Origin of the sequence: Pseudomonas sp. C9-3 (assembly GCF_032392015.1) — a bacterium.
GTDB lineage: Bacteria > Pseudomonadota > Gammaproteobacteria > Pseudomonadales > Pseudomonadaceae > Pseudomonas > Pseudomonas nitroreducens.
Genome location: NZ_CP135919.1, coordinates 6,626,931 through 6,651,863 on the forward strand (window position 1 = coordinate 6,626,931; position 24,933 = coordinate 6,651,863).

The window sequence follows — 24,933 nt, forward strand, 5'->3', positions numbered from 1 at the left end:
CCCACGCCAGCTGGGAATCCCTCACTGCTCTTCGCTATCCACCAGCAGGTTCTCCAGCACCTCTCGGTATTCCCCCGGCTCTTCCCACAACCCGCGCTGCTGCGCCTCCACCAGGCGTTCGGCGATGTCGCGCAGGGCTTCGGGGTTGTGCTGGCGGATGAACTCGCGGGTGTCGTCGTCCAGCAGGTAGGCGTCGGCCAGCAGGCGGTATTGGTGGTCGTCGACCAGTTCGCTGGTGGCGTCGAAGGCGAACAGGTAGTCCACCGTCGCTGCCAGTTCGAAGGCGCCTTTGTAGCCGTGGCGCTTCATCCCGGCGATCCATTTCGGGTTCACCGCACGGGAACGCACCACGCGGCCGAGTTCTTCCTTGAGGGTACGGATGCGCGGGTCGTCCGGCTGGCTGTGGTCGCCGTGGTAGCTGGAAAGTGATTGCCCCTGGATGACCTCGGCGGCGGCCAGCATGCCGCCCTGGAACTGGTAGTAGTCGTTGGAATCGAGGATGTCGTGCTCGCGGTTGTCCTGGTTGTGCAGCACCGCCTGCAGGCCGGACAGGCGCTGGGCGAAGCGCTCGCGCGCCGGGGTGCCGTCATCGCCGGCACCGTAGGCGTAGCCGCCCCAGTTCAGGTAGGCCTCGGCGAGGTCGGCGCGGCTGTCCCACTGGCGCGACTCAATCACGCCCTGCACGCCGGCACCGTACGCGCCGGGTTGCGCACCGAAGATGCGCCAGCCGGCCTGGCGGCGGGCTTCGTCGCTTTCCAGGCCCTCGCTGAGCAGGCGTGCCTGATCGGCACGCACCCGGGCGGCCAGCGGGTTCAGGTCGTCCGGCTCGTCCAGCGCGGCGACCGCCTGCACGGCGGCGTCGAACAGGCGGATCAGGTTGGCGAAGGCATCGCGGAAGAAGCCGGATACCCGTAGCGTTACGTCCACCCGTGGGCGGTCGAGCAGGCTGATCGGCAGGATCTCGAAATCCTCCACGCGCTGGCTGCCGGCCTGCCACACCGGGCGCACGCCGAGCAGCGCGAGCGCCTGGGCGATATCGTCGCCGCCGGTGCGCATGGTCGCCGTGCCCCACACCGACAGGCCGAGCTGGCGCAGGTGGTCGCCGTGGTCCTGCAGGTGGCGTTCGAGCAGGCGGCTGGCGGATTGGAAGCCGAGGCGGAAGGCGGTGGGCGTGGGCAGGTTACGCACGTCCACGGTGAAGAAGTTGCGCCCGGTGGGCAGCACGTCGACCCGCCCGCGGCTGGGCGCGCCGCTGGGGCCGGGCGGAACGAAGCGGCCGGCGAGGCCGGCGAGCAGATGGCCGATCTCGCTGGCGCCGCAGGCGTCGAGGGTTGGCGCGATCTGCTGGTGCAGTTGCGCGAGGACCGCCGCGCTGGCGTCTCCGGGCGCGCTGGCCGAGCCATCGATCAGGCGCAGGGCGAACAGCTCCAGGCGCTCGCGGGTGTCGCCATTGCTGCGCCAGGGTTCGTCACTGACGGCGGTCAGCACATCAGGGCGCGGACCTTCCCACGGCTCGGCGAAGGCTTCCTCCAGCGGATCGCGGCCGAGCTTCAGGTCTTCGCTCAGCGCCCGCAGCAGGCTGGCGTTGCCGCCGCGTCCGTCGCCGCGTGGAATGCGCACCAGCGACAGCAGTGTGTCACGGCGCAGTTCGCCCACTGGCGATTCGCCGAACACATGCAGGCCATCGCGAATCTGTGATTCCTTGAGGTCGCACAGGTAGGCGTCCAGTTGCGGCAGCCAGCTTTCCGGGTCGTCGCTCAACTGCAAGCCCAGCTCGCGGTCCAGCGAGGTGTCGCGCACCAGCGTGAGGATGTCGCCGCGCAGTTCGTTGGCGCGGCGCGGGTCGAGCAGGGAGGCGTCGTAGTACTCGTCGGCCAGGCGTTCGAGGTCGCGCAGCGGGCCGTAGTTTTCCGCACGGGTCAGCGGCGGCATCAGGTGGTCGATGATCACCGCCTGGGCGCGGCGCTTGGCCTGGGCACCTTCGCCGGGGTCGTTGACGATGAACGGGTAGAGGTTCGGCAGCGGGCCGAGGATCGCGTCCGGCCAGCACTCCTCGGAGAGACCGACGCCCTTGCCCGGCAGCCATTCCAGATTGCCGTGCTTGCCGACGTGGACCAATGCGTCGGCGCCGAACACTTCGCGCAGCCAGAAGTAGAAGGCGAGGTAGCCGTGGGGCGGCACCAGCGACGGATCGTGGTAGATCGCCGCCGCGTCCAACTGGTAGCCGCGCGCCGGCTGGATGCCGACGAAGCCGAGGCCGAAGCGCAGGCCGGCGACCATCATCCGGCCGCTGCGGAACATCGGGTCCTGCTGAGGCTCGCCCCAGCGTTCGCGCACGGCTTGCTGGTTGACCTCGGGCAGGCGGGCGAAGCAGGCGAGGTAGTCGTCCAGCGCCAGGCTCTGCGCGCAGGGCCGCAGGTCGAGGCTGTCGAGATCGTTGCTGACGCCGCCGAGCAGGCTGTGGATCAGCGCGGTGCCGGACTCGGGCAGGCCGGCGACGGGATAGCCCTGGGCCTCCAGCGCCCGGAGGATATTCAGCGCGGCGGCTGGCGTATCGAGGCCCACGCCATTGCCGATGCGGCCGTCGCGGGTCGGGTAGTTCGCCAGGATCAGCGCCACGCGCTTGTCGGCATTGGCCTTGCGCGCCAGCAGCATCCAGCGCCGCGCCAGTTCAGCGACGAAATCCATGCCCGGCCAGTGCGGCAGGTAGCAGACCACGTCGCTCTGGCTGCGCTCGCTGCGCCAGGCCAGGCCCTTGAAGCTGATCGGCCGGGTGATGAGGCGGCCATCCAGCTCCGGCAGCGCGATGTGCATGGCCAGGTCGCGGGGGCCGAGGCCCTGCGGGTTGGCGCGCCAGAGGTCGAGGTTGTCCAGTGAGCAGATGGCTTGCAGCACCGGCACGTCGCGCTGGAACGGCCGGTCCTGCGGCGCTTCCGGGTTCGATTGGGCGAAACCCGTGGTGTTGATGATCAGTTCGGCGTCGGCGCTATCGAGCAGGTTTTCCACCGCTTCCAGGCACGCAGCTTCCTTGAGGCTGGCGACGGCGATGGGTAGCGGATTGATGCCCTGGGCCTGCAGGCGTTCGCAGAAGGTATCGATGAAGCCGGTATTCGCCGCCTGCAGGTGCGTGCGATAGAACAGCAAGGCGGCCACCGGGCACTCCGGGTGCCAGTCGGCCTGCCAGCGGGCGAGGTCGCAACTGCCGGTCTGCGGGTGATACAGCGCGACGCGCGGCAGCGTCTGCGGTTCGCTCCACGGGTAGTCGCGTTGCAGATGGCGCGTGGCGAGACAGGCGAAGAACTGCCGGGCATTGTCCAGGCCGCCCTGGCGCAGGTACTGCCACAGGCGCTCGGCGTCCAGCGCGGGCACATTGCACAGCGCGGTCAGTTCGGGGTCGGGCTTGTCGTCGCCGGGTACGGCGATCAGCGTGATGCCGCGCTCGGCCAGCGCCGCCAGTTGCTCCATGCCGTAGCGCCAGTAGCCGACGCCACCGTGCACGGAGATCAGGATGACCTTGGCGTGCTGCAGTACCTCGTCGACGTAGAGGTCCACCGAGGCGTGGTTCTGCAGTTGCATGGGGTTGGCCAGGCGCAGGCTCGGGTAGTCCTCCGGCAGCTCGCGGGCGGCCTCGGCGAGCAGCGCCAGGTGCGAATCGCCGCTGCAGAGAATCACCAGGTCGGCAGGCGTCTGGGCCAGGTCGGCGATGCCGTCGTCGGGGACGAAGCCGCCGGGTTGGGTGCGCAGCAGGTGCATGGGCTTGCTCGATGGTGGCTCTTCGTAGGAGCGAGCTTGCTCGCGAACATCGCCCCGCTGCGGGGTTGGTTCGCGAGCAAGGACTAGGCGTCCCCCTCGCTCCTACAAAAACAGTGTTACGCCAGGGCGGTACGCAGCTCGTTGGCGATGGTGGCCTGGTCCAGCTCCTGGCCGATCACCACCAGGCGCGTGCTACGGGTTTCATCGCTGCGCCAGGCGCGGTCGAAGTGTTTGTCGAAGCGCTTGCCGACGCCCTGCACCAGCAGGCGCATGGGCTTGCTGGGAATGGCGACGAAGCCCTTGATGCGCAGCACGGCATGGCGCTCGACCAGCGCGTTCAGTGCGTCGAGCAGGGCGCGTTCCTCCACTTCCGGCAGGTCGACGTGGAAGGAGTCGAACTCGTCGTGGTCGTGGTCTTCATGGCCTTCGTGGTCGTGATGCGTGGGGCGGCTGTCGATGTGCAGCTCGGCCTCGGCATTCAGACCCAGCAGGACGGAGAGCGGCAGCTGGCCGGAGTTGGCTTCGACGATCTTCACCGCTGGCGGCAGCTCCTCGGCGACTTCGGCGCGGACGCGGGCGAGCGCGTCGGCGTCGAGCAGGTCGGCCTTGTTCAGCACCACCAGGTCGGCGCTGGCGAGTTGGTCTTCGAAGAGTTCGTGCAGCGGCGATTCGTGGTCCAGGTTCGGATCCTGCTTGCGCTGCTCGTCCACCTGCTCGGGATGGGCGGCAAAGGTGCCGGCGGCCACGGCCGGGCTGTCGACCACGGTGATCACCGCGTCAACGGTGCAGGCGTTGCGGATTTCCGGCCACTGGAAGGCTTGCACCAGCGGCTTGGGCAGGGCCAGGCCCGAGGTCTCGATGAGAATCTGATCGAGGTCGCCACGGCGCGCCACCAGCTCGCGCATCACCGGGAAGAATTCTTCCTGCACGGTGCAGCACAGGCAGCCGTTGGCCAGCTCGAAGACGCGGCCGACCGCTTCTTCTTCGCTGCAACCGATGGAGCACTGCTTGAGGATTTCGCCGTCGATCCCCAGCTCGCCGAATTCGTTGACGATCACCGCGATGCGGCGACCTTCGGCGTTATCCAGCATGTGGCGGAGCAGGGTGGTCTTCCCGGCGCCAAGGAAGCCGGTGACGATGGTGACGGGGAGTTTGGCCAGGGTCTTCATGCGCGCCTCGTGAGCAGGATGCGGTGCGAGAGGGCGGATGAAGGGCGCGCGCGCGGGTTCGCCGCGCAACGAAGGTCGCCACCGGATCACCCCGCCCGGTTGTCGTGATACTGCTCGAGGCAGGTCTCCTGGCTCACAGCCCTCTTGAGTTCTCTCGCCTTCCCGCCGTGGCCGGCAGTGGCTCGTGAAAGAACAGGCTGTTCACAGTTGCGGGGGCAGCCGTGGCGCATCCGAAGATTTCCACGTTCCCTCTTAGCTCCGGCCAGCGCCGGAGAACCTCGAAGGGAGGAAGGCTACGCAGCGACGGCGGGGCGGTCAATCGCCGGGGATCGGTTGACGCTTGCAGGGCTTCGTGGTCAGCTAGCGCGGTTTCAGGTGTCTCGCGCCACGCGCGCGAGGTGAAACGGGAAGCCGGTGCGTCCGCAAGGACCAGTCCGGCGCTGCCCCCGCAACGGTAAGCGATCGTAGGGTCATCAGTAGCCACTGTGCTCCGGCATGGGAAGGTTGACCCGCTTGGCCACTGGCCGACATCGCAAGCCCGGAGACCGGCCTGGAATTCTTCGTTTTTGGCAAACCCGCGGTGGGCGGGCGCAGGCCGTGGCGCGGCCGTTCCGGCGCGTTCGAATGCGTTCAACCTCTGCGTTCTCTTACTTTGATTTCCAGAGGGAACGTTCATGTCCAGCAGCACCCTGACGCACGCGTCGAGCACTTCCATCCCCCTTTCCAAGCGCATCAGCCTGGCCGTTGGCGCCAGCCTGCTCGGTGCGCTGCTGGTGTATTTCGCCGGCTTCTCGCACATCGATGCGGTGCACAACGCCGCCCACGATACTCGTCACAGTGCGGGCTTCCCCTGCCACTGACGCTGTTCTGAGTCCAATCGGCTGCGCGTCGGCCAGGCAGCGTTGGAGAATCGTCGTGGACTGCTCATTGACTACAGTCAACTCTGCGTCCCCGGCCCTCCGCCTTGCCTGGCTCTAGCTCGCTCGATTTGAGAGTTCGGAGAAGGAAAAGGAAAGAGCAAATGATCAAACGTATCGCCCAGACCGCCGGTTTCGCCGGTCTGATCGCGGCGCTGGTGCTGACTGTGGTCCAGTTGCTGTGGGTATCCCCGCTGATCCTCAAGGCGGAAACCTACGAGAAAGCCGAACCGGCTGCCGCGCTGGTCGAAGAAAACCACGAGCACGCCCATGAACACGCTGCAGGCGCAGCGGCCGCTCACGAGCACGACGCGGAAGCCTGGGAGCCGGAAGACGGCTGGCAGCGCATCCTCTCCACCACTGGCGGCAACCTGGTGGTCGCGGTGGGCTTCGCCCTGATGCTGGCTGGCCTGTTCACCCTGCGTGCGCCGGGCAAGACCTCCGAAGGCCTGCTCTGGGGCCTGGCCGGTTTCGCCGTGTTCACCCTGGCGCCGTCCCTTGGCCTGCCGCCGGAGGTGCCCGGCACCGCCGCTGCCGATCTGACCCTGCGCCAGACCTGGTGGATCGGCACCGCCGCTGCCACCGCTGGCGGCCTTGCGCTGCTGGTGTTCGGCCGCAACTGGGCGCTGCGTGGCATCGGTATCGCCCTGCTGGTGGTGCCGCATGTGATCGGCGCGCCGCAGCCGGAAGTGCATTCCAGCCTCGCGCCGGAAAGCATCGCCCACGAGTTCATCGTCGCCTCGCTGATCACCAACGCGGTGTTCTGGGCGGCCCTGGGCCTTGTCGCTGCCTGGTTGTTCCGTCGCTTCGCACCGTCGGTCTGATCCAGGCGCTATGCTCGACCCCGCAGGCGGCCCGGCCGTCTGCGGGGTTTTGTTTTTGGGAGATTGCTGATGACGCTGGTTGCCGGCCTCGGTTGCCGCCGCGGCTGCACGCTCGATGAACTGCGCGCCTTGCTGGTGCAGACGCTGGCCGAGGCCGGTCTCGATGAGTCGAACCTCACCGCGCTGGCCAGCGCCACGCTGAAGGCCGACGAGGAGGGACTGACGGCGCTGGCTGCCGCCCTCGACCTGCCGCTGGCGCTGTTCACGCCGCAACAACTGGCCGCGTGCGAACCGCGCCTGGACCGCACATCCGAAACGGTCCGCACGGCCATCGGTGCTGCCAGCGTGGCCGAAGCCGCGGCACTGCTGCAGGCCGAAGCCCAGGCCGGTGCGCCGGCGCGATTGCTGGTGGGCAAGCGCCGCAGCGATCAGGCCACCTGCGCGCTGGCCTTCATCCCCGTCGAATCCGAACAGGAGCAGCCATGACGGTCCATTTCATCGGCGCCGGCCCCGGCGACCCGGAACTCATCACGGTCAAGGGCCAGCGGCTGATCCGTTCCTGCCCGGTGATCCTCTACGCCGGCTCGCTGGTACCGCCAGCGGTACTGGAGGGTCATAGCGCCGAGCGCGTGGTGAATACCGCCGAGCTGAACCTGGACGAAATTGTTGCACTGCTGGCGCAGGCCCACGGCGAAGGCAAGGACGTTGCCCGCGTGCACTCCGGCGACCCTTCACTGTACGGCGCCATCGGCGAGCAGATTCGCCACCTGCGTGAACTGGGTATTCCCTACGAGATCGTTCCCGGCGTCACGGCCACTTCTGCCTGTGCAGCGATACTCGGCTGCGAGCTGACCCTGCCGGATATCTCACAGACGCTGATCCTCACCCGTTACGCCAGCAAGACACGCATGCCCGAAGGCGAATCCCTTGCCGAACTGGCGCAGCACCGCGCGACCCTGGCGATTCACCTGGGCGTGGGGCAGTTGCCGAACATCGTCGCCGAACTGTTGCCGCACTACGGCGCCGATTGCCCCATCGCGGTGATCCACCGGGCGAGCTGGCCGGACCAGGATCAGGTCACCGGTACGCTGGGCGATATTCTGGCAAAGGCCGCGGCAAAGGATTTCAAGCGCACGGCGCTGATCCTGGTGGGCAAGGTGCTGGGGGCGGAAGGCTTCGCCGACTCATCGCTGTACAGCGCGGGGCATGCGCACCTGTATCGCCCGTAGTCGTTCTTCGTAGGAGCGAGCTTGCTCGCGAACTGCCTGACGCTGGCGTCATCGGCGAGGTCCGTTCGTGAGCAGGAACCAGCCGCTCCCGCGTTCCTACAGGGGATCGTCCAGCGGCTCCAGTTCACTGAACTGCTCATCGATCATCGCCTTCAGCTGCTCCGCTGCCAGCGGCTTGTGCAGCAGCGGCCAGCCATGGGCCGAAGCCTGGGCGAGCAGCTGCGGGTCGGTGTCGCCGGTGACCAGCACGGCGGCGATCCAGTCGTCTTCGTAGTGCCCGTGCAGGCGGGCGATGGCGTCGATGCCGGTCTGGTGGTCGCGCAGGCGATAGTCGCTGATGATCAGGTCCGGCTTCTGCGCGGCAGCGGTCGGGTCGGCCAGCAGGTCGGCGACGTCGGCGACGATGACATGCCGGTATTCCCAGCTCTGGAACAGCAGGCGCAGGCCTTCGCGGTTTTCCGCATCGTCCTCGATCACGTAGATCAGCTTGTCGCTGCCCACCACCGTGCGCGGCGGCGGGATTTCCGCTTTGCGTGGCTGCACGGCGGTGGCGCGGGGCAGGCTGATCATGAAGGCGCTGCCGTGGCCTTCGCGCGAGTGCAGCGCCAGCGGATGGTCGAGCAACCTGGCGGTGCGCTGGACGATGGCCAGCCCCAGGCCAAGGCCTTTGCTGCGGTCGCGCTCGGGGTTGTTGAGCTGGTGGAATTCCCAGAACACCTTCTGTTGCTCGCGCTCGGGAATTCCCGGGCCGCTGTCCCAGACTTCCACGCGCACCTGGCGGCCACGGCGGCGCCAGCCGATCAGCACGCCGCCGTGGTCGGTGTAGCGAATGGCGTTTTCCACCAGGTTGCGCAGGATGCGTTCGAACAGCGCCGGGTCCGACTTCACGAACGGCGCGCCGGGGCGTACGCGCAGGTTCAGGCCTTTGTCTGCGGCCTGCACGCTGCATTCCTGCTGGATACGTTCGAGCAGTTCGGCGAGGGAGAAGGCCTGCACGCTGGGCTGGACGATGCCGGCGTCCAGCCGTGAGATGTTCAGCAGCGCGTCGAACAGCGAGCCCTGCGCGGCGAGCGCGCGGGAAATGTGGTCGACGAGGTTTTCGCTGGCCTCGTTCAGCGGCTGTTTCTTCAGTGCGCCCAGGTACAGACCCAGCGCGTAGGTCGGCTGGCGCAGGTCGTGGCTGGCGCTGGCGAGGAAGCGGGTCTTGGCCTGGTCGCTGCGTTCGGCGGTCTCTTTTTCGATGCTGAGCTTGCGCAGCAGCTCGCTGTTCTCGAAGCGCAGCAGCAACGAGTCCACGAGGGTGGCGTGGAAGCGGTAGGCGAAGGCAAAGATGGTAACGGCGTAGACCAGCGCTGCCGCGCCGAGCGTCTTGCTCAGGGCGTCCGGCAGCAGTACCAGCAGGGCGGCGAATGGCAGGGTGAAGGCCGGTACGATGAACAGGTAGAACAGCGGCAGGACAATGCTGTAGGCATTCATCACGCCGGTGCCCAGGCCCAGCAGGACGACCACCACGTACATCTGCATCGAGGGTGGCAGCACGGTCATCCAGTACGCGGCGGGCAGGCCCCAGAGCAGGCCCGAGAGGCCGGTGGTGATCATCACCTGGATCAGCCAGCGGCGCCGGGGGCTGGCGCCGCTGTCGCGTAGTTGGTCGTAGCGCCGCAGCAGCCACAGGCGGGCGCCGCCGAGCAGGGTCTGCGCGGCGAACCAGGCCAGCAGCGACTCCAGCGGCAGCGCGCCGTTGAGCACCCAGGTGGTGAGGCCGGCGACCAGGTAGGCGGCAATGATGGAGAAGGGCGAGTTGCGCCGCAGCACGTCGAACTGTTCGGCGCGGACCCGTTCGGCATAGGGGGAATGGCTGAGGTCGCGCTGCCAGAGATTCATTGGGCCGTCCGTGGAGGGTCAGTGGGCGTTGCCTGTATAGCAACAGCCGCCTGCCACGCCCAGTGTTTTCAAGCCGGCCGCTGATCCCTGCGCATCTGCGGGCGCAGGCCCGGTCCGATCCGGCATTGCTCTTAGCAGGAGCGGGCTTGCCCGCGAACAGGGTTTCCGGCGGCACCGATGCTTGGGGGGCGCGAGCAAGCTCGCTCCTGCAGAAAAGCGGTTCAGGCGAGCCATTGTTCCGAGCGCGGCTCCAAGGCGCGCCGCAGGTACCAACGCACCCACAGGTGCACGCCGAGCGCGGCGCCCACCGTGAGCAAGATCATCAGCCCTTCCGCGTCCATGGCAGCGTCCCTTGTCCGGTTTTCCCGCCTGACAGGGTATTCCTGCGACAACTTGCCGCACAGATACAGATCGTTTCCGAATGTGCGGATCAGTCCTGCAGTTCGAGCCTTCAGCCCTGCAGCGAGTGGATGATCCGGCCGAGGGTTTCCATCGCCTGTTCGCTGGTGGCAGTCCACGGATGCCCGTAGTTCAGGCGCAGGCAGTGGCCGAAGCGCCGCGTCGCCGAGAAGATTGGCCCGGGTGCGAGGCTGATGCCCTGGGCGTGGGCGAGTTGGAACAGCTTGAGCGCGTCGATCTGCTCGGGTAGTTCCAGCCAGAGGAAGTAGCCGCCGCTGGGGCGCGTGACGCGGGTGGCGGCGGGGAAGTGCCGGGCCACGGCGGCGAGCATCGCGTGCTGCTGGCTTTCCAGCGCGTGGCGGAGCTTGCGCAGGTGGCGGTCGTAGCCGCCGTGTTGCAGGTAATCGGCGATGGCCGCCTGGGCCGGCACCGAGGCCGACAGGCTGGTCATCAGCTTGAGCCGCTCGATCTGCTCGGCATAGCGCCCGCCAGCGACCCAGCCCACGCGGTAGCCCGGCGCCAGGCTCTTGGAGAACGAGCTGCAATGCATGAACAGGCCCTCAGTGTCGAAGGCCTTCACCGGCTTGGGTGCCTGGGCGGCGAAGTACAGCTCGGCGTAGACGTCGTCTTCGATCAGCGGCACCTGGTGCTGGGTCAGCAGGGCAGCGAGGGCGCGTTTCTTCTCCTCGCTCATGCTGGCGCCCAGCGGGTTCTGGAAGTTGCTCATGAACCAGCAGGCCTTGATCGGCAGACGCGCCAGGCTGTCGGCGAGTACGTCGAGGTCGATGCCTTCGCGCGGGTGCACGGGGATCTCAACCGCTTTCAGTTTCAGCCGTTCCAGCACTTGCAGGCTGGCATAGAAGGCCGGGGCTTCGATGGCCACGAGGTCGCCGGGTTGGGTCACCACCTGCAGGCACAGGTTGAGCGCTTCCAGCGCGCCGTTGGTGACCACCAGCTCCTCCACCGGCAGCGGCATGCCGCCGACCATGTAGCGCAGGGCGATCTGCCGGCGCAGGGCGTGGCTGCCGGGGGCGAGGTCAGCCACCACCGAACGCGGGTCCATGTCGCGCACAGCATGTGCCATGGAGCGCGCCAGGCGCGGCAGGGGGAACAACTCCGGCGCCGGGAAGGCCGAGCCGAACGGCACGGTGTCCGGGTCCTTGATCGAGCTGAGCACCGAGAACACCAGTTCGCTGACGTCCACCTCGGTGGTCTGCGCGTCGTGGCGGGCGATTTCCGGCTCGGCCAGCGCGCGCTGCACGTGCTCGCGGACGAAGTAGCCGGAGCGCGCGCGGGCAACGATCAACCCTCGGTCCTCCAGCAGGTAATACGCCTGGAACACCGTCGAAGCGCTGACCCCGTAGGTGCGGCTGGCGTGCCGCACCGAGGGGACTTTCTGGCCGGGGGCGAGTACGCCGCTGCGGATCAGGCCGGCGATCTCGTCGGCGAATTTCTCGTAGCGCTTCATCTTGTCCTGCGGGGCGCCCTGGGCGGTGGTGGAATCCGCCCACTCTAGGCGTTGCGCCGAGGTCACGCCAAGCTCCCGTGCCATGCTCAGCGCCTCGGCGAGACGAAGGTGCTGGCGGCGTCGATGGCTTCATTGCCGTCGCTGACCCTGAAGTGCAGCGGCAGCGAACCACCGGCACTGCTCTGCGCTTCGCTGGCGACCGAGACGGCGAAGTCGCGGATCTCGCCCGGCTGCAGCATCAGCTCCGGCACGCCCTGCAGGCGGTAGCCGGTGCCATCGGCGAGGCTCAGGTGGTAGTGCTGCGGCTGCTGGGTCTTGTTGATCAGCTTGAGGTTGTAGATGTTCTCGATCTCGCCGGCGGCGTTCTCGCGGAACAGCCCACGGTCGCGGGCGACGTCGAGGTTGATCAGCGGCCGCGCTTCCAGCGCCCAGACGAAGGCGCCGATCATGACCAGCAACACGGCCGCATAACCGATCAGGCGCGGGCGCAGCAGGTGGGTCTTGCCGCCTTCGAGCGCACGCTCGGAGGTGTAGCGCACCAGGCCGCGGTCGTAGCCCATCTTGTCCATCACCGAGTCGCAGGCGTCGATGCAGGCGGCGCAGCCGATGCAGGCGATCTGCAGGCCGTCGCGGATGTCGATGCCAGTGGGGCAGACCTGTACGCACTGGTGGCAGTCGATGCAGTCACCCAGGCCGAGGGCCTTGGGATCGGCGTCCTTCTTGCGTGCGCCACGGGACTCGCCGCGTGCTGCGTCGTAGGAAATGATCAGGGTGTCCTTGTCGAACATCACGCTCTGGAAGCGCGAGTACGGGCACATGTGGATGCACACCTGTTCGCGCAGCCAGCCGGCGTTGGCGTAGGTGGCGGCGGCGAAGAAGGCGACCCAGAAGGTGCTTTCCAGGTCGAGCCTGAAAGTGAGCAGGTCCGCCACCAGCGGCCGCACCGGCGTGAAGTAGCCAATGAAGGTGACTGCCGTGGCCAGGCTGATCAGCAGCCACAGGCCGTGCTTGGCACCTTTGCGCAGGACTTTCTCGGCGCTGGCGGGGCCCTTGTCCAGTTTCATGCGCTGGTTGCGGTCGCCTTCGGTGACCTGCTCGGCCCACATGAAGATCCACGTCCATACGCTCTGCGGGCAGGTGTAGCCGCACCAGACGCGCCCGGCGAACACCGTGATGAAGAACAGGCCGAAGGCGGCGATGATCAGGATTGCCGAGAGCAGGATGAAATCCTGCGGCCAGAAGGTTGCGCCGAAGATGTAGAACTTGCGCTCGGGCAGGTCCCAGAGCACCGCCTGGCGGCCGTTCCACTGCAGCCAGAGAGTACCGAAGAACAGCAGGAACAGCAGCGCGCCGCCGAGGCGGCGGAGGTCGCGGAAACGTCCGGCGAAGCGCTTGGTGTAGACCGTCGGGGTGACCGCCGACAGCGGTTTCGGCGGCGGGGTGAAACGTTGCGGTGCGTCGATCTCGATGACCTTCGCGGGGATTCTTTCGCTCATTATCGTGGCCCATCAGGCAGAAGAGGCGCCGCGACTGTACGAACCGGTCTGCACCCGAAACAGATTCAGGTTCGCCGGAAAAAACCATATCAGATGGTGAAATCCGCTCCGCGCCGCGTCGTTGCAGGGTTGGCGCTACGTGCCATGAAGGGGCTGATCGGGCCTGTTGCGGCAACCGGTCGCAGGCCCGCCGGGGCAGGCGTCTCGCGCATCTGATCCGGTTTTTCCCGTGTTATCTGCCGCTGTTTTGCACAACAGCCGCCGGCCATAGTTCGGTCAACCGCAATGTGGCGCGCCCGACGACAGAAGCAGGCTGCCACGCAACGATCCGAAGGTGGCCTGGCGATGTACCGATATGACGATTACGACCGCGCCCTGGTGCGTGAACGGGTGGCGCAGTTCCGCGACCAGGTGCAGCGGCGCCTGAGCGATGAGCTGAGCGAAGAGGAATTCCTGCCGCTGCGCCTGCAGAACGGCCTGTACCTGCAGAAGCACGCCTACATGCTGCGGGTGGCGATTCCCTACGGCACCTTGTCCAGCGAGCAGATGCGTACCCTGGCGTGGATTGCCCGCGAGCACGACCGTGGCTACGGCCACTTCACCACGCGGCAGAACATCCAGTTCAACTGGGTGGAACTGGAGCGCGTGCCGGACATCCTCGAGCGCCTCGCCGATGTCGAGATGCACGCCATCCAGACCTCCGGCAACTGCGTGCGCAATATCACCACCGAGGCCTTCGCCGGGGTCGCCGCCGACGAGTTCCTCGACCCGCGCCCGCTGGCGGAAATCCTGCGCCAGTGGTCCACGGTGAACCCCGAATTCCTCTTCCTGCCGCGCAAGTTCAAGATCGCCCTCTGCGCCGCCGAGGAGGACCGCGCGGCGGTGATGATGCATGACATCGGCCTCTACCTGCGCCGCGCCGAGGGCGGCGAACTGCGCCTCAAGGTGCTGGTGGGCGGCGGGCTGGGGCGCACGCCGATGCTGGGCCAGGTGATCCGCGACGACCTGCCCTGGCAGCATTTGCTGTCCTACGTCGAGGCCATCCTGCGCGTGTACAACCGCTACGGCCGGCGCGACAACAAGTACAAGGCGCGGATCAAGATCCTGGTGAAGGCGCTGGGTATCGAGGCTTTTTCCCGCGAGGTGGAAGAGGAGTGGCAGCACCTGCGCGATGGCGAGGCGCAGCTCACCCTTGATGAATATGAGCGTGTGGCTGCCGCCTTCGAAGCGCCGGTCTACGCGGCCGCTGACGATCTCGCCTATGGCACGGCATTGGCTGCCGATGTCGCGTTCGCCCGCTGGGTTTCGCGCAATGTGCGCCCGCACCGCGTGCCGGGTTATGCCAGCGTGGTGTTGTCCACCAAGCCGGGCGCCGAGGCGCCGCCAGGCGATGCCACTGCTGAACAGATGGAGCGCGTGGCCGATTGGGCCGAGCGCTTCGGCTTCGGCGAGATCCGCGTCGCCCACGAACAGAACCTGGTCCTGCCGGACGTGCGCAAGGCCGATCTCCACGCGCTCTGGCTGGAAGCCTGCGCGTCGGGCCTGGGCACGCCGAACCAGGGGCTGCTGACCGACATCATCGCCTGCCCCGGTGGTGACTTCTGCGCGCTGGCCAACGCCAAGTCGATCCCCATCGCCCAGGGCATCCAGCAGCGCTTCGAAGACCTGGATTACCTGCACGACCTGGGCGACCTCAGCCTGAATATCTCCGGCTGCATGAACGCCTGCGGCCATCACCACATCGGCAACATCGGCATCCTTGGCGTCGATAAGAGCGGCAGCGAGTGGTACCAGATCACCCTGGGTGGCGCGCAAGGCGTGAAGAGTGCGCTGGGCAAGGTGATCGGCCCGTCGTTCAGTGCCGCCGAGGTACCGGACGTGATCGAGGCGCTGGTGCAGACCTATGTCGAGCAGCGCGGCGCCGGCGAGCGTTTCGTCGAGACGGTCGAGCGCATCGGCTTGGAGCCTTTCAAAGCGCGGGTCTACCGCCAGGCGGAGGTGCCTGCATGAAGAATCTGATTCGCCTGTCTGATGGCGTGGCCGAGCTGGCGCCGAATGATCCCTGGACCTTGCTGCGTGAAGTGCCAGAGGAGTTGCCCGATGGCAACCTGATCCTGCCGCTCAAGGCCTGGCTGGAGCGGTGCACCGGTAGGAGCGAGCTTGCTCGCGAACAGGAACTCCAGTCGGCGCCGGAGCTGGGTGGTTCGCGAGCAAGCTCGCTCCTACAAGGGCATGGCGTATTGCTCGGGCCGGATGACGATCCGCAACAGCTTGCCCAATGGCTGGATGAGATCCCACTGATCGCCATCGATTTCCCCAGCTTCCGCGACGGCCGCGGCTACAGCCTGGCCTATCTGTTGCGCAGCCGGCTGGGCTGGCGCGGCGAGTTGCGCGCGGTGGGCGACGTGTTGCGCGACCAACTGGCACACCTGCGCCAGTGCGGTTTCGACGCCTTTGCCGTGCGCGAGGACAAGTCCGTGGAGGACGCCCTGAAGGGGCTCGCAGGGCTCAGCGTGCTCTATGGGCGCTCGGCCATCGAGCCGCGTCCGCTGTTCCGCCGACGCTCCTAGGGCGTAACTATCGCGCACGGCCAAGGCTGCAGCGGGTCGGCCAAGCTTGACGCTGTGCCGGGGGGCAGGAAAAATGCGGGCATCATCCACGGTGCCCCGTGCGCCGCTGGTAACCCACGTATTCGAGTGACCCCCAGAATATGCGCATGCGCCTGATGCTGTTGGGTGGCGGTAATGCCCTTGGACAGGCGCTTATCCGCCTGGGCGCCGAGGAAGACATCGGCTTCCTCGCCCCGCGACCACCCGACCAGGGATGGGACGCCGCCAGCCTCACCGTGTTGCTGGACGAGACCCGTCCGGACGCGGTGATCAACCTCGCCTACTACTTCGACTGGTTCCAGGCCGAGGCTGTCGAGGCTGCCCGCCTGGCCAGTCAGGAGCGTGCGGTGGAGCGTCTGGCCGAGCTCTGCCAGCACCACGAAATCCTGCTGATCCAGCCCTCCAGCTACCGCATATTCGATGGCGCCCGCGCCACTGCCTATAGCGAGAAGGATGAGCCGCTGCCGCTCGGCCCGCGTGGCCAGGCGCTATGGCGCATGGAACAGTGGGTGCGGGCGACCTGCCCGCGCCACGTGCTGCTGCGTTTCGGCTGGTTGCTGGATGACAGCGCCAACGGCGTACTCGGCCGCTTCCTCGAACGGGCGGAAAAGGAGCAGGTACTGTTCCTCGCCGACGATCGGCGCGGCAACCCGACCCCGGTGGACGATGCCGCCCGGGTGATCCTCTCGGTACTCAAGCAACTCGATTGCCAGGCGCCGCTCTGGGGCACCTACCATTACGGCGGCCTGGAAGCGACCACCACCCTGTCCCTGGGCCAGGTGGTGCTCGGCGAAGCGCGCGCCTTCCGCGCCCTGGCCGTTCAGGAACCGAGCCCGCAGGCCCACGCCGCGCGCCCGGATGCCGGCGACGAACCGCAACACGCGGTGCTCGCCTGCAAGAAGATCCTCCATACCTTCGGTATCAAGCCGCGCGCCTGGCGCGCCGGCCTGCCCGCCCTGCTGGACCGTTACTACCGCCATGTCTGATCGTCTCATTCCCTCCGCGCAGCCCATCCTCATCACCGGCGGCGCGGGGTTCATCGGCTCCCACCTGGCGGATGCAATGCTGGCGCAAGGGTTTGCCGTGCGCGTGCTGGACGACCTGTCCACCGGCAAGCGCGAGAACCTCGATCCGCGCGTCGAGCTGATCGTCGGCGATGTCGCCGATGAAGCAGCGCTGCGCGCTGCGGTGAGCGGTTGCCAGGGCGTCGTGCACCTGGCGGCAATCGCTTCGGTGCAGGCCTCGGTGGAAGACCCGGTGGGTACCCACCGCGCCAACTTCATCGGCACCCTGAACCTCTGCGAGGCCATGCGCCAGGAAGGCATCCACCGGGTGCTGTTCGCTTCCAGCGCGGCGGTCTATGGGCAGAACGGCGAAGGCAGCGCCATCGACGAAGACGTGGTCAAGGCGCCCCTGACGCCCTACGCCTCGGACAAGCTGGCCAGCGAGTACTACCTGGACTTCTATCGCCGCGAGCACGCGCTGGAGCCGGCGATCTTCCGCTTCTTCAACGTCTACGGTCCGCGCCAGGACCCGTCTTCGCCGTATTCCGGGGTGATCAGCATCTTCGCCCAGCGCGCCGAGCAAGGCTTGCCGATCACCGTGTTCGGCGACGGCGAGCAGACCCGCGATTTCATCTACGTCGGTGACCTGGTGAAGCTGCTGATGACCGCGCTGCTGGCGGACGAGGTGGCCGAGTCGGCGATCAATGTCGGCCTGGACCAGTCCACCAGCCTGAACCAGCTGCTGGCCGAGATCGGCAAGCTCACTGGCGGCCTGCCGCCGATCACCTACCAGCCGGCGCGCCACGGCGATATCCGCCACTCCCGCGCCGACAATCGCCGCCTGCTGCAGCGCTACAGCCTGGACGAGCCGACGCCGCTGGCCGACGGCCTGGCCCAGCTGATTACCACCAGGGTTTGTTGACCGCCAGGAAGAACACGCCTGCCAGCGAACTCAGGGCGAGGATGCTGAAGGCCGCCTTGGGTGCCCGCGAGGTACTGCGCATGGCAAAGGCTGCGAGCACGATATAGAGCACCAGCAGGCCGATCTTCACCTGCAGCCAGACCGGCAGCGGCCAGGGCATTGCCAGGTGCACCAGGCCCAGGGCGCTGAGCAGCAGCAGGGTGTCGATCAGGTGAGGCAAGCCGCGCTGCCAGCCCGAAGGCTGCCTGCCCCACCAGCTCAGCCCCAGGCGCAGCAGGAAAAGGGCGGTGCTGATGATGGCCAGGCTGACGTGCAGTGCTTTGAGTTCGAGATACATACCGGTTCCCTGAAAATGAAAAAGGCGCCCTTGGGCGCCTTTTCACGTTTGCTCCGTTAGAAACGGTAGCCGAAACCGACCATGTAAACCCAGGGGTCGACGTCGACATTGACCTTGGTCTTCTGCACGCCCAGGGCGGACGGGCCGTCGACGCTGGCCTTGGTATCGATGTCCATGTACCAGACCGCGGCGTTGACGAAGGCATGCTCGTTGAGCATGTAGTCCATGCCCAGTTCGGCGGCCAGGCCCCAGGAGTCCTGCAGCTTCAGGTTGCTGAAGCCCTGGTCCTTGCGCGAGCTGGTGAGGTCTTCGTCGAAGAAGGTGGTGTAGTTCACGCCCAGGCCGCCGTAAGGCTGGAAGGCGGAGTTGGTACCACCCATGGGGTAGTACTGCAGCAGCACGGTCGGCGGCAGCTGCTTGATGTCGGCCAGTTTGCCGTCCAGGCCGCTCAGGCCGGTGGCGCGGTTCAGGCCCTTCACGTCAACCTGGTGCTTGAACGGAGTGGCAGCAACCAGCTCGATACCGATCTTGTCGGTGAGCAGGTAGGCGAAAGTCAGGCCCAGCTGGGTGTCGCTGTCGACAGTGGCCTTGGTGCCGCTGACCTTGCCGCCGTCGAGCTTGATGTTGGAACTGCTGTCGTCCGGTGCGACGGTGGCGAAACCGCCGCGAACGAGGAAGTCGCCAGCCTGGTGGCCGCGAATGTCGGCGGCCTGGGCTGCGATCGGTGCTGCGACGGCGAGTGAGAGAAGCGAGGCGGTGAGCCAGGACTTACGCATGATGAGCTCCAATATCTCTTTGGTATAAGTGTTGGTGCTCAGAATAGTAGAGAGCGCTAAAAGCGCTCTTTTGATTTGGCTCAATAAAGACCCCAAGCTTCCCATGGCAAAGGTGTGCGGCAAGATGCCGCACAGTCGTCACTGCCCGGTGTATTCGTAGGGTTCGATGCTGCTGGCCTGCATCTGGTAGCCGGCCTCGGCGAGGTCGCTCTCCACCGCTTTCACGCTCAGCGTGCCGATGATCCAGAACGGCTGGTAAAGCTCGTCGACTTTTACACCCTTGCCGCCTCGAACATAGACGATCTGGTTGGACGGCGGCGGTGGCACGTGGATGCACGCGCCGTAGTAGGGCACCAGCAGGAAGTCACGGACGGTCTGGCCGTCTTCCTCGACTTCCAGCGGCACGATGTAGCCGGGCATCTTCACCTGCTGGCCATCCAGCGCCTTGACCACCGGGGCGTCAGGTGTCTGTTGCTTCACCGCCGGGCCGCTCTCGGCGTTGAGCACGTCGGAGAGCTTGGACATGTCATGCAGCGGCACGGGCGGTGGAGGCGGCGGTGCGCCCTCGGGGATCAGCTCGGGCCAGGTCAGCTCGCGCGGCGCCGCCCAGACGGCGGCGCTGGTGAGCATCAGCAGCAGGAACAGCAGACGGCGCATGGGACTTCTCTGTACGGGGTGGCTTGCACGGGGCTGGCTCAGAGGCGGATCGACAGGCCATCGGCCAGCGATTGCCGATAGGCACGCCACGCCGGCACACAGCCGATCAGCAGCGCGGCCAGAAGTATGCCGCCCAGCAGCGACCATTCATAGGCGCTGGGCAGCGCCAGTGGCAGGAAGATGCCGTAGTTCGCCTGCACGTAGGCCTGGCTGCCGGCAACGCCAGCATAGAGCAGCCCGACGCCCAGCGTTACGCCGGCCAGCGCCAGGGCGAATGCCTCGGCCACCAGCAGGCTGAAGATGTGCCAGGGGCGTGCGCCCACCGAGCGCAGGATGGCCATTTCCCGGCGGCGCTCGTTGAGGCTGGTGAGAATGGCCGTGAGCATGCCGATCAGGCCCGTCAGTACGACGAACAGCGAGACCACGAACAGCGCCTTCTCCGCCGTGCCCATCAACCCCCAGAGTTCCTGCAACGCCACGCCGGGGAGGATCGCCATCAGCGGCTCGCCGTCGTATTCGTTGATCTGCCGCTGCAGGGTGAAGGTGGCGACCTTGCTCTTGAGGCCCAGCAGGAAGGCGGTGATGGCCTTGGGCTGCAGGTCCATCGTCCGCGCCTGGTCCTCGCTGATGCGCCCGGCGCCACGGGCCGGCACGCCGTTCTTCCAGTCGACGTGCAACGCTTCCATGCCCTGCAGGGAAATGTGCAGGGTGCGGTCCACCGGAGTGCCGGTGCGCTTGAGGATGCCGACCACGGTGAACGGCTTGTCGTCGTGCTGCACCAGGCTGATGGTGCTGACGCCGTGGGCCAGGACGATCTTGTCACCCAGCTTGTAGTGCAGCGCTTGGGCCACTTCGGCACCGAGCACCACGTCGAACAGATCCTGGCCGAACGGTCGGCCTTCGGACAGTTCCAGCATCTGCCCGCGACCGAAGCGGTAGTGCTCGAAATAGCCGGTGTCGGTACCCATGACGCGGTAGCCGCGGTGCGAGTCGCCCAGGGAAATCGGTATCGCCCACTTCACCAGCGGGCTGTGGGTGACGGTCTCGTAGCTTTCCCAGCGGATGTTGTTGGTGGCATTGCCGATGCGGAACACCGAGTAGAGCAGCAGGTTCACCGAGCCCGAGCGCGCGCCGACGATCAGGTCGGTGCCGGAGATGGTGCTGGCGAAGCTGGCCTTGGCCTCGGTGCGCACGCGCTCCACCGCCAGCAGCAGGCAGGCGGAGAGGGCGATGGCGAAGATGGTCAGCAGCGCGGTGAAGCGGCGGTTGGAGAGGCTGGCGAGCGCCAGGCGCAACAGGTACATGCTCAGATTCCCGGGGCGCGGGCGGCGCGGTTGAGGTCGGCGAGCGAGACGCTGCGGTCGAACAGCGGCGCCAGGCTCTGGTCATGGCTGACGAACAGCAGGCTGGCGCCGGCCTCGCGGCATTCGGCGAACAGCAATTGGAGGAAGGCTTCGCGGGCGTCGGCGTCCAGTGCCGACGTGGGCTCGTCGGCGATCACCAGTTCCGGCTGGCCGATCAGCGCTCGGGCAGCGGCGACGCGCTGCTGCTGGCCGATGGACAGGCTGTCGGCGCGGCGCTCGAGCAGCGTCGCCTCACCCAGCCCCAGGTGCTTGAGCAGTGCCTCGGCAGCCTTGGTCACGCTGCCATGGCGCAGGGTGGCCCGTTCGGCGCGGCTGTGGGAGAAATGGCAGGGCAGTTCGACGTTCTCGCGCACCGAGAGAAATGGCAGCAGGTTGAACTGCTGGAAGATGTAGCCGGTGTGGTCGACGCGGAAATGGTCGCGGCGCGCCGACTTCATCTGGGCGATGTCCTCGCCCAGCAGCTTCACGCTGCCGCGCTGCGGGCGCTGCACACCGCCGAGCAGGCCGAGCAGGGTGGTCTTGCCGCTGCCGGACGGGCCCTTGAGGAACAGGGTTTCGCCGCGGGCCAGGGTGAAGGCGGGGATGTCCAGCAGCTCCGCCTGGCCGGGCCAGGCGAAGCCGAGGTTGTCGAGTTCGAGCAATGCGGTCATTTCAGCGCGTCGTGATCAGAAGTTCAGGGTCGGGTTGGCGGCGGTCAATTCTGCACCTTGCTGGCCGCTCGGGCCGATCAGTTGTACCTGAATCTTCTGGGTCGCCGGGAAACGCTTGAACAGCGGCGCGAAGTCGAGAGTGGCCAGGTCCTGCGGTTGGGCGCAGGTGAGCTGGTAGTGGGCGTCGATATCGGCGTGGTGGTGACCTTCGTGTTCGTCATGGTCGCCGTCGTCATGGTCGTGCTCTTCTGCCTTGGGCGCATCGCCGAACAGCGGGCTGGAAAGCTCCACCGACTGCACGCTGCACTTGGCTGAGGCGGGCAGGGCAAGCAGCTGCAGCGGTTGCTTGAGCTGGGCCTGCACGGTGGCGACCGTGGCCTTGTCGGCGTCGCTGGTGGCGGCATGCTCGAAGCCGACGAAGTTCATCGCCGGGCTGTCCATCTCCAGTTCCAGGGTCTTGCCGTCGAGGGCAACGTTGAGCTGGGCGACGCCATGCTCGTGCTTGCCGAGGCTGCCGTGTTCATGTTCGTCGTGGGCTTGAGCGGCGAGGGGCAGCAGGGCGACAGCGAGGAGCAGGGGGCGCATGGGAGACTCCGGTCTGATGAATGATTTTGTTACGTTATAACAGATGAAAAATTAAGGCCAGCTTAGCGTGCGTTTGGCGTGGCGCCGATGCCGTGGGAGCATGCGCGAAACCGCGTGAGGAGAAGGGCGATGCTGAGAATCAAGGGCACCATCGGCGACTGGCCGGTGGACCTGACTGTGGAAATGGACGACGCCGACTGGGCCCGACTGGCGCAGAGCCTGCCGGTGGAGGCCGTTGTGCCGTCCGCGCCGGTTGCCACTCAGCCAGCGGCTGCCGGCACGGCGGACAAACTATGGCTGGCCGCGCAGGACCTGCTGCGCCGCAGCGGCAGCACGGAAGGGCCGGAGCTGATGGGTGAACTGGAAGCGCTGGCGGGCAGCGCGGGAGCGGCGAAGGGATTGCTGGTGCGCCTGCGGCACAGCCCGCAGGTGAAGATCGAGGTGCGCGACGGTGTGCAGGTCTTCACCTGGGTCGAGGAGTAGCAGGATATCTGTAGGAGCGAGCGTGCTCGCGAACAGCCCCGCAGCAGGTTCGGTTCGCGAGCAAGAACTAGGCGTCCCATTCGCTCCTGCATGAGGAAAGGGCGCCGATTGGCGCCCTTTTCATCAATACAGCAGGTTCGCCAGCTTGCGGCGGTAGGCGATCACCAGCGGGTGGTCGTTGCCCAGCAGGTCGAACACCTGGACCAGCGTCTTGCGCGGTAGGTCCTCGCCGTAGCTGCGGTTGCGCACGAAGAGCTTGAGCAGGGCGTCCAGCGCTGCCTCGTACTGCTGGCGCGCCAGTTGCTGCACAGCCAGCTGGTAGGTGGCTTCGTCGTCGTTGGCGTCGGCGGCCAGGCGGGTCTTCAGGGTGGCGGCATCGGGCAGGTCGGCAGCCTGACGCAGGAAGGTCAGCTGGGCCTTGGCGGCGGCCAGCGCCTGCTTGTGGTCGTCGCTCTTCACCGCGTCCAGCACGGTCTCGGCTTCACCCAACTCGCCGCGCTCGGCGAGGCAGCGGGCGTAGAGGATCAGCGCGGCGGCGTTGGTGTTGTCTTCGCTCAACAGGACTTTGAGCTGCGTTTCGGCCTCGGCGAAACGGCCTTCGTTGAAAGCAGCCTGCGCCAGTTCCAGCGGGTTGCCGGCAGCCGGGGCGGGCGGCTGGACGTGCTGCTCCAGCATCTGGCGGATCGCCGATTCCGGCTGTGCACCGGCGAAGCCGTCCACCGGCTGGCCGTCCTTGAACAGCACCACGGTGGGCAGGCTGCGGATGCCGAAGCGCATCACGATGTCCTGCTCGACGTCGCAGTTGACCTTGGCCAGCAGCAGCTCGCCCTGGTACGACTCGGTGATCTGCGCCAGCAGCGGCATCAGCGCCTTGCACGGGGCGCACCAGTCGGCCCAGAAGTCGACCAGCACCGGCTTGTGGAAGGAGTTCTCGATGACGACCTGATCGAAGTTGGCGATGCTGGCGTCGAAGATGTAGGGCGTATCGCTCATGGGAAATCTCGGGCGAGTGGGGCGATGAAGGTGGTTGCCACTATAAGTGGGGGCGCTGCCTGACGGAAACAACCCGCGATTGCTGCCCTTGAACGTAGGATGGATGGAGCCTAGGCGATACTCATGCTGTTGGTGCGGTGAGTGATGGGTATCGCTTCGCTCCACACCATCCTACGAATGCCAGTTCGGCTCAGCCTCGTTGCGCGTGGTACAGGCTGACATGGCGGAATTCGGCCGGCTCGGCCAGGTCCGGCCAGGTGCAGCCATCGAGAATCCCCAGGCGCTGGTACAGCGGATGGCTGAAGTCGCGGACCCGTGAATCGGCCACCAGGGCTTCGCGGCCGCGGCTGAGGAACTCGTCCAGCAGCGGCAGGTTGGCGCGGTCGTAGAGCACGTCGGCGACGATGATCAGGTCGTAGCGGTCTTCTTCCTGGAAGAAGTCCGCCGAGTAGGTCAGCTCCACGCCATTGAGCTCGGCGTTGGCGCGACAGGCGTCCAGCGCCAGCGGGTCGAGGTCGCAGGCCACCACCTCGGCGGCACCGGCCTTGGCGGCGGCGATGGCGGCGATGCCCGAGCCGGCGCCGAAGTCCAGCACGCGCTTGCCGCGCACCCATTCGGGTTTCTCGGCCAGCCAGTGTGCCAGCACCAGGCCGCTGGCCCAGCAGAAGCACCAGTAGGGCGGCTCTTCGAGGATGCGCCGGGTCTCGTCGGGGCTGAACTCGCGGTCCATGTTGTTCGCATCGATCAGCCACAGGTCGATGTCGGTACCCGGCAGGCGTTCGGCGCACAGGCGTGCGTCACCGAGCAGTTCGCCCAGGGCCTGTTGCAGGGAAAACGGTGGCGTCACGGTGCGCGCTCCAGCCGCAGCTCGCCCAGGGCGCGGGTTTCCGGCTGGGTGATGCGCACCGGCGGCAGGCGCCAGGCCAGTTGGCCGGACTGCGAGACGCGGCCATGCAGTTCCACGCGGGCATTGGTCGGGAAGGACTGCGGATTGAAGATCAGCCGGAAGGGCAGCGCCTGGCCGTTGGCGATGAGCTTCTCGCTGGAAAGCAGTTGTTGCGGACGGTCGCGCTCGTCGATCACCAGCAGCGCGACTTCCACTTCACTACCCGCCGGCAGGTAGCCCTGGGAACTGCTGAGCTGGCCGGAGAGGGCGCGCATGTGCGCCGGCACCGGTTCCAGTGCGGCAGGCGCCGAGTTCTTCGGTGCGGGTGCCGGCGCAGCGGCGGGCACGGGTTTTTCGCTGGCGCAGGCGGCCAGCAGGACGGTGAGGGACAAGCAGAGCAGGCGGGTGTACATGGCGGGCTCCATCGCGGCAGATTCCAGGCGGGCGCTTATATAGCGTAATGCCTGCGGCTTGTCTGCGGGGAGCAGGGTTTCTTCAGCCAGGCGATGCGCTACCATGGCCCCTTAC

23 protein-coding genes and 2 riboswitches are annotated in these 24,933 nt (G+C 66.9%); of the genes, 9 read left to right on the forward strand and 14 right to left on the reverse strand.

Translation table 11 applies throughout. The features are described 5' to 3' along the window. Nucleotides 1–21: 21 nt before the first annotated feature. Nucleotides 22–3,753 (reverse strand): cobaltochelatase subunit CobN, encoded by a 3,732-nt coding sequence (gene cobN / locus RS899_RS30505; RefSeq protein WP_315808756.1) that lies wholly within the window; start codon nucleotides 3,751–3,753, stop codon nucleotides 22–24. Nucleotides 3,754–3,869: 116 nt separating this feature from the next. Further along, the gene (gene cobW / locus RS899_RS30510; RefSeq protein ID WP_315808757.1) at nucleotides 3,870–4,922 is read right to left on the reverse strand and encodes a cobalamin biosynthesis protein CobW; all 1,053 of its coding nucleotides are present in this window, start codon (nucleotides 4,920–4,922) and stop codon (nucleotides 3,870–3,872) included. Between the two features lie 101 nt (nucleotides 4,923–5,023). Then, a riboswitch (cobalamin riboswitch) is annotated at nucleotides 5,024–5,218 on the reverse strand. Nucleotides 5,219–5,278: 60 nt separating this feature from the next. After that, nucleotides 5,279–5,490: riboswitch (cobalamin riboswitch) on the forward strand. A gap of 106 nt (nucleotides 5,491–5,596) precedes the next feature. On the opposite strand from cobW, the gene RS899_RS30515 reads away from it, so the two are divergent. From RS899_RS30515 to cobM, 4 genes are all read left to right on the forward strand, one after another. Next, complete coding sequence (locus tag RS899_RS30515) at nucleotides 5,597–5,782, forward strand: CbtB domain-containing protein (RefSeq protein WP_024764032.1); 186 nt, start codon at nucleotides 5,597–5,599, stop codon at nucleotides 5,780–5,782. Nucleotides 5,783–5,943: 161 nt separating this feature from the next. Next, nucleotides 5,944–6,663 carry a CbtA family protein gene (locus RS899_RS30520; protein WP_233299892.1) on the forward strand — a complete coding sequence of 240 codons (720 nt, stop codon included), beginning with the start codon at nucleotides 5,944–5,946 and terminating at the stop codon, nucleotides 6,661–6,663. Between the two features lie 69 nt (nucleotides 6,664–6,732). After that, entirely contained in the window at nucleotides 6,733–7,149 is a 417-nt protein-coding gene (locus RS899_RS30525; protein WP_233299893.1) for a cobalamin biosynthesis protein, read from the forward strand. Beyond that, a complete protein-coding gene (gene cobM, locus RS899_RS30530; RefSeq protein ID WP_315808758.1) occupies nucleotides 7,146–7,892 on the forward strand; it encodes a precorrin-4 C(11)-methyltransferase in 747 nt (248 codons plus the stop codon). The genes RS899_RS30525 and cobM overlap by 4 nt, the downstream gene beginning before the upstream one ends. Nucleotides 7,893–7,988: 96 nt before the next feature. On the opposite strand, the gene RS899_RS30535 is transcribed toward cobM, so the two are convergent. From RS899_RS30535 to ccoG, 3 genes are all read right to left on the reverse strand, one after another. Beyond that, nucleotides 7,989–9,776, reverse strand: coding sequence for a hybrid sensor histidine kinase/response regulator (locus RS899_RS30535; protein ID WP_315808759.1), 1,788 nt, complete (start codon nucleotides 9,774–9,776; stop codon nucleotides 7,989–7,991). Nucleotides 9,777–10,227: 451 nt separating this feature from the next. After that, nucleotides 10,228–11,643: a GntR family transcriptional regulator MpaR gene (gene mapR, locus RS899_RS30540; RefSeq protein ID WP_054906761.1), complete on the reverse strand. Its 1,416-nt coding sequence runs from the start codon at nucleotides 11,641–11,643 to the stop codon at nucleotides 10,228–10,230. Between the two features lie 86 nt (nucleotides 11,644–11,729). Next, nucleotides 11,730–13,139: a cytochrome c oxidase accessory protein CcoG gene (gene ccoG / locus RS899_RS30545; protein ID WP_315808760.1), complete on the reverse strand. Its 1,410-nt coding sequence runs from the start codon at nucleotides 13,137–13,139 to the stop codon at nucleotides 11,730–11,732. Nucleotides 13,140–13,484: 345 nt separating this feature from the next. Here ccoG and RS899_RS30550 point away from each other — a divergent pair, with 345 nt between their 5' ends. From RS899_RS30550 to RS899_RS30565, 4 genes are all read left to right on the forward strand, one after another. After that, entirely contained in the window at nucleotides 13,485–15,149 is a 1,665-nt protein-coding gene (locus tag RS899_RS30550) for a nitrite/sulfite reductase (RefSeq protein ID WP_315808761.1), read from the forward strand. Continuing rightward, complete coding sequence (locus RS899_RS30555) at nucleotides 15,146–15,709, forward strand: DUF934 domain-containing protein (protein WP_315808762.1); 564 nt, start codon at nucleotides 15,146–15,148, stop codon at nucleotides 15,707–15,709. The genes RS899_RS30550 and RS899_RS30555 overlap by 4 nt, the downstream gene beginning before the upstream one ends. Nucleotides 15,710–15,849: 140 nt before the next feature. Then, nucleotides 15,850–16,734, forward strand: a complete 885-nt coding sequence (locus RS899_RS30560; RefSeq protein ID WP_024764024.1) for a sugar nucleotide-binding protein — start codon at nucleotides 15,850–15,852, stop codon at nucleotides 16,732–16,734. Then, nucleotides 16,727–17,674: an NAD-dependent epimerase/dehydratase family protein gene (locus RS899_RS30565; RefSeq protein WP_233299899.1), complete on the forward strand. Its 948-nt coding sequence runs from the start codon at nucleotides 16,727–16,729 to the stop codon at nucleotides 17,672–17,674. The genes RS899_RS30560 and RS899_RS30565 overlap by 8 nt, the downstream gene beginning before the upstream one ends. Here RS899_RS30565 and RS899_RS30570 read toward each other — a convergent pair. The 6 genes from RS899_RS30570 to RS899_RS30595 all read right to left on the reverse strand — a co-directional run bounded on the left by RS899_RS30570 (nucleotide 17,655) and on the right by RS899_RS30595 (nucleotide 22,043). After that, entirely contained in the window at nucleotides 17,655–18,011 is a 357-nt protein-coding gene (locus RS899_RS30570) for a SirB2 family protein (protein WP_054906732.1), read from the reverse strand. The genes RS899_RS30565 and RS899_RS30570 overlap by 20 nt on opposite strands. A 56-nt stretch (nucleotides 18,012–18,067) precedes the next feature. Further along, a complete protein-coding gene (locus RS899_RS30575; protein WP_233299901.1) occupies nucleotides 18,068–18,787 on the reverse strand; it encodes an OmpW/AlkL family protein in 720 nt (239 codons plus the stop codon). Between the two features lie 138 nt (nucleotides 18,788–18,925). Next, the gene (locus tag RS899_RS30580) at nucleotides 18,926–19,444 is read right to left on the reverse strand and encodes a DUF3299 domain-containing protein (RefSeq protein ID WP_024764020.1); all 519 of its coding nucleotides are present in this window, start codon (nucleotides 19,442–19,444) and stop codon (nucleotides 18,926–18,928) included. Nucleotides 19,445–19,482: 38 nt separating this feature from the next. Further along, a complete protein-coding gene (locus RS899_RS30585; protein WP_024764019.1) occupies nucleotides 19,483–20,748 on the reverse strand; it encodes an ABC transporter permease in 1,266 nt (421 codons plus the stop codon). 2 nt (nucleotides 20,749–20,750) lie between these two features. Continuing rightward, a complete protein-coding gene (locus RS899_RS30590; RefSeq protein ID WP_054906735.1) occupies nucleotides 20,751–21,458 on the reverse strand; it encodes an ABC transporter ATP-binding protein in 708 nt (235 codons plus the stop codon). A gap of 15 nt (nucleotides 21,459–21,473) precedes the next feature. Beyond that, nucleotides 21,474–22,043, reverse strand: coding sequence for a DUF2796 domain-containing protein (locus RS899_RS30595; protein ID WP_054906736.1), 570 nt, complete (start codon nucleotides 22,041–22,043; stop codon nucleotides 21,474–21,476). 129 nt (nucleotides 22,044–22,172) lie between these two features. On the opposite strand from RS899_RS30595, the gene RS899_RS30600 reads away from it, so the two are divergent. After that, nucleotides 22,173–22,526 (forward strand): hypothetical protein, encoded by a 354-nt coding sequence (locus tag RS899_RS30600; protein WP_315808763.1) that lies wholly within the window; start codon nucleotides 22,173–22,175, stop codon nucleotides 22,524–22,526. 123 nt (nucleotides 22,527–22,649) lie between these two features. Here the strand turns inward: RS899_RS30600 and trxA are convergent, their stop codons facing one another. From trxA to RS899_RS30615, 3 genes are all read right to left on the reverse strand, one after another. After that, nucleotides 22,650–23,519 (reverse strand): thioredoxin, encoded by an 870-nt coding sequence (gene trxA, locus RS899_RS30605; RefSeq protein ID WP_315808764.1) that lies wholly within the window; start codon nucleotides 23,517–23,519, stop codon nucleotides 22,650–22,652. A gap of 190 nt (nucleotides 23,520–23,709) precedes the next feature. After that, entirely contained in the window at nucleotides 23,710–24,366 is a 657-nt protein-coding gene (locus RS899_RS30610) for a class I SAM-dependent methyltransferase (protein ID WP_315808765.1), read from the reverse strand. Continuing rightward, the gene (locus RS899_RS30615) at nucleotides 24,363–24,818 is read right to left on the reverse strand and encodes a YbaY family lipoprotein (RefSeq protein WP_409978036.1); all 456 of its coding nucleotides are present in this window, start codon (nucleotides 24,816–24,818) and stop codon (nucleotides 24,363–24,365) included. Before RS899_RS30615 ends, RS899_RS30610 begins: the two co-directional genes overlap by 4 nt. Between the last annotated feature and the right edge of the window lie 115 nt (nucleotides 24,819–24,933).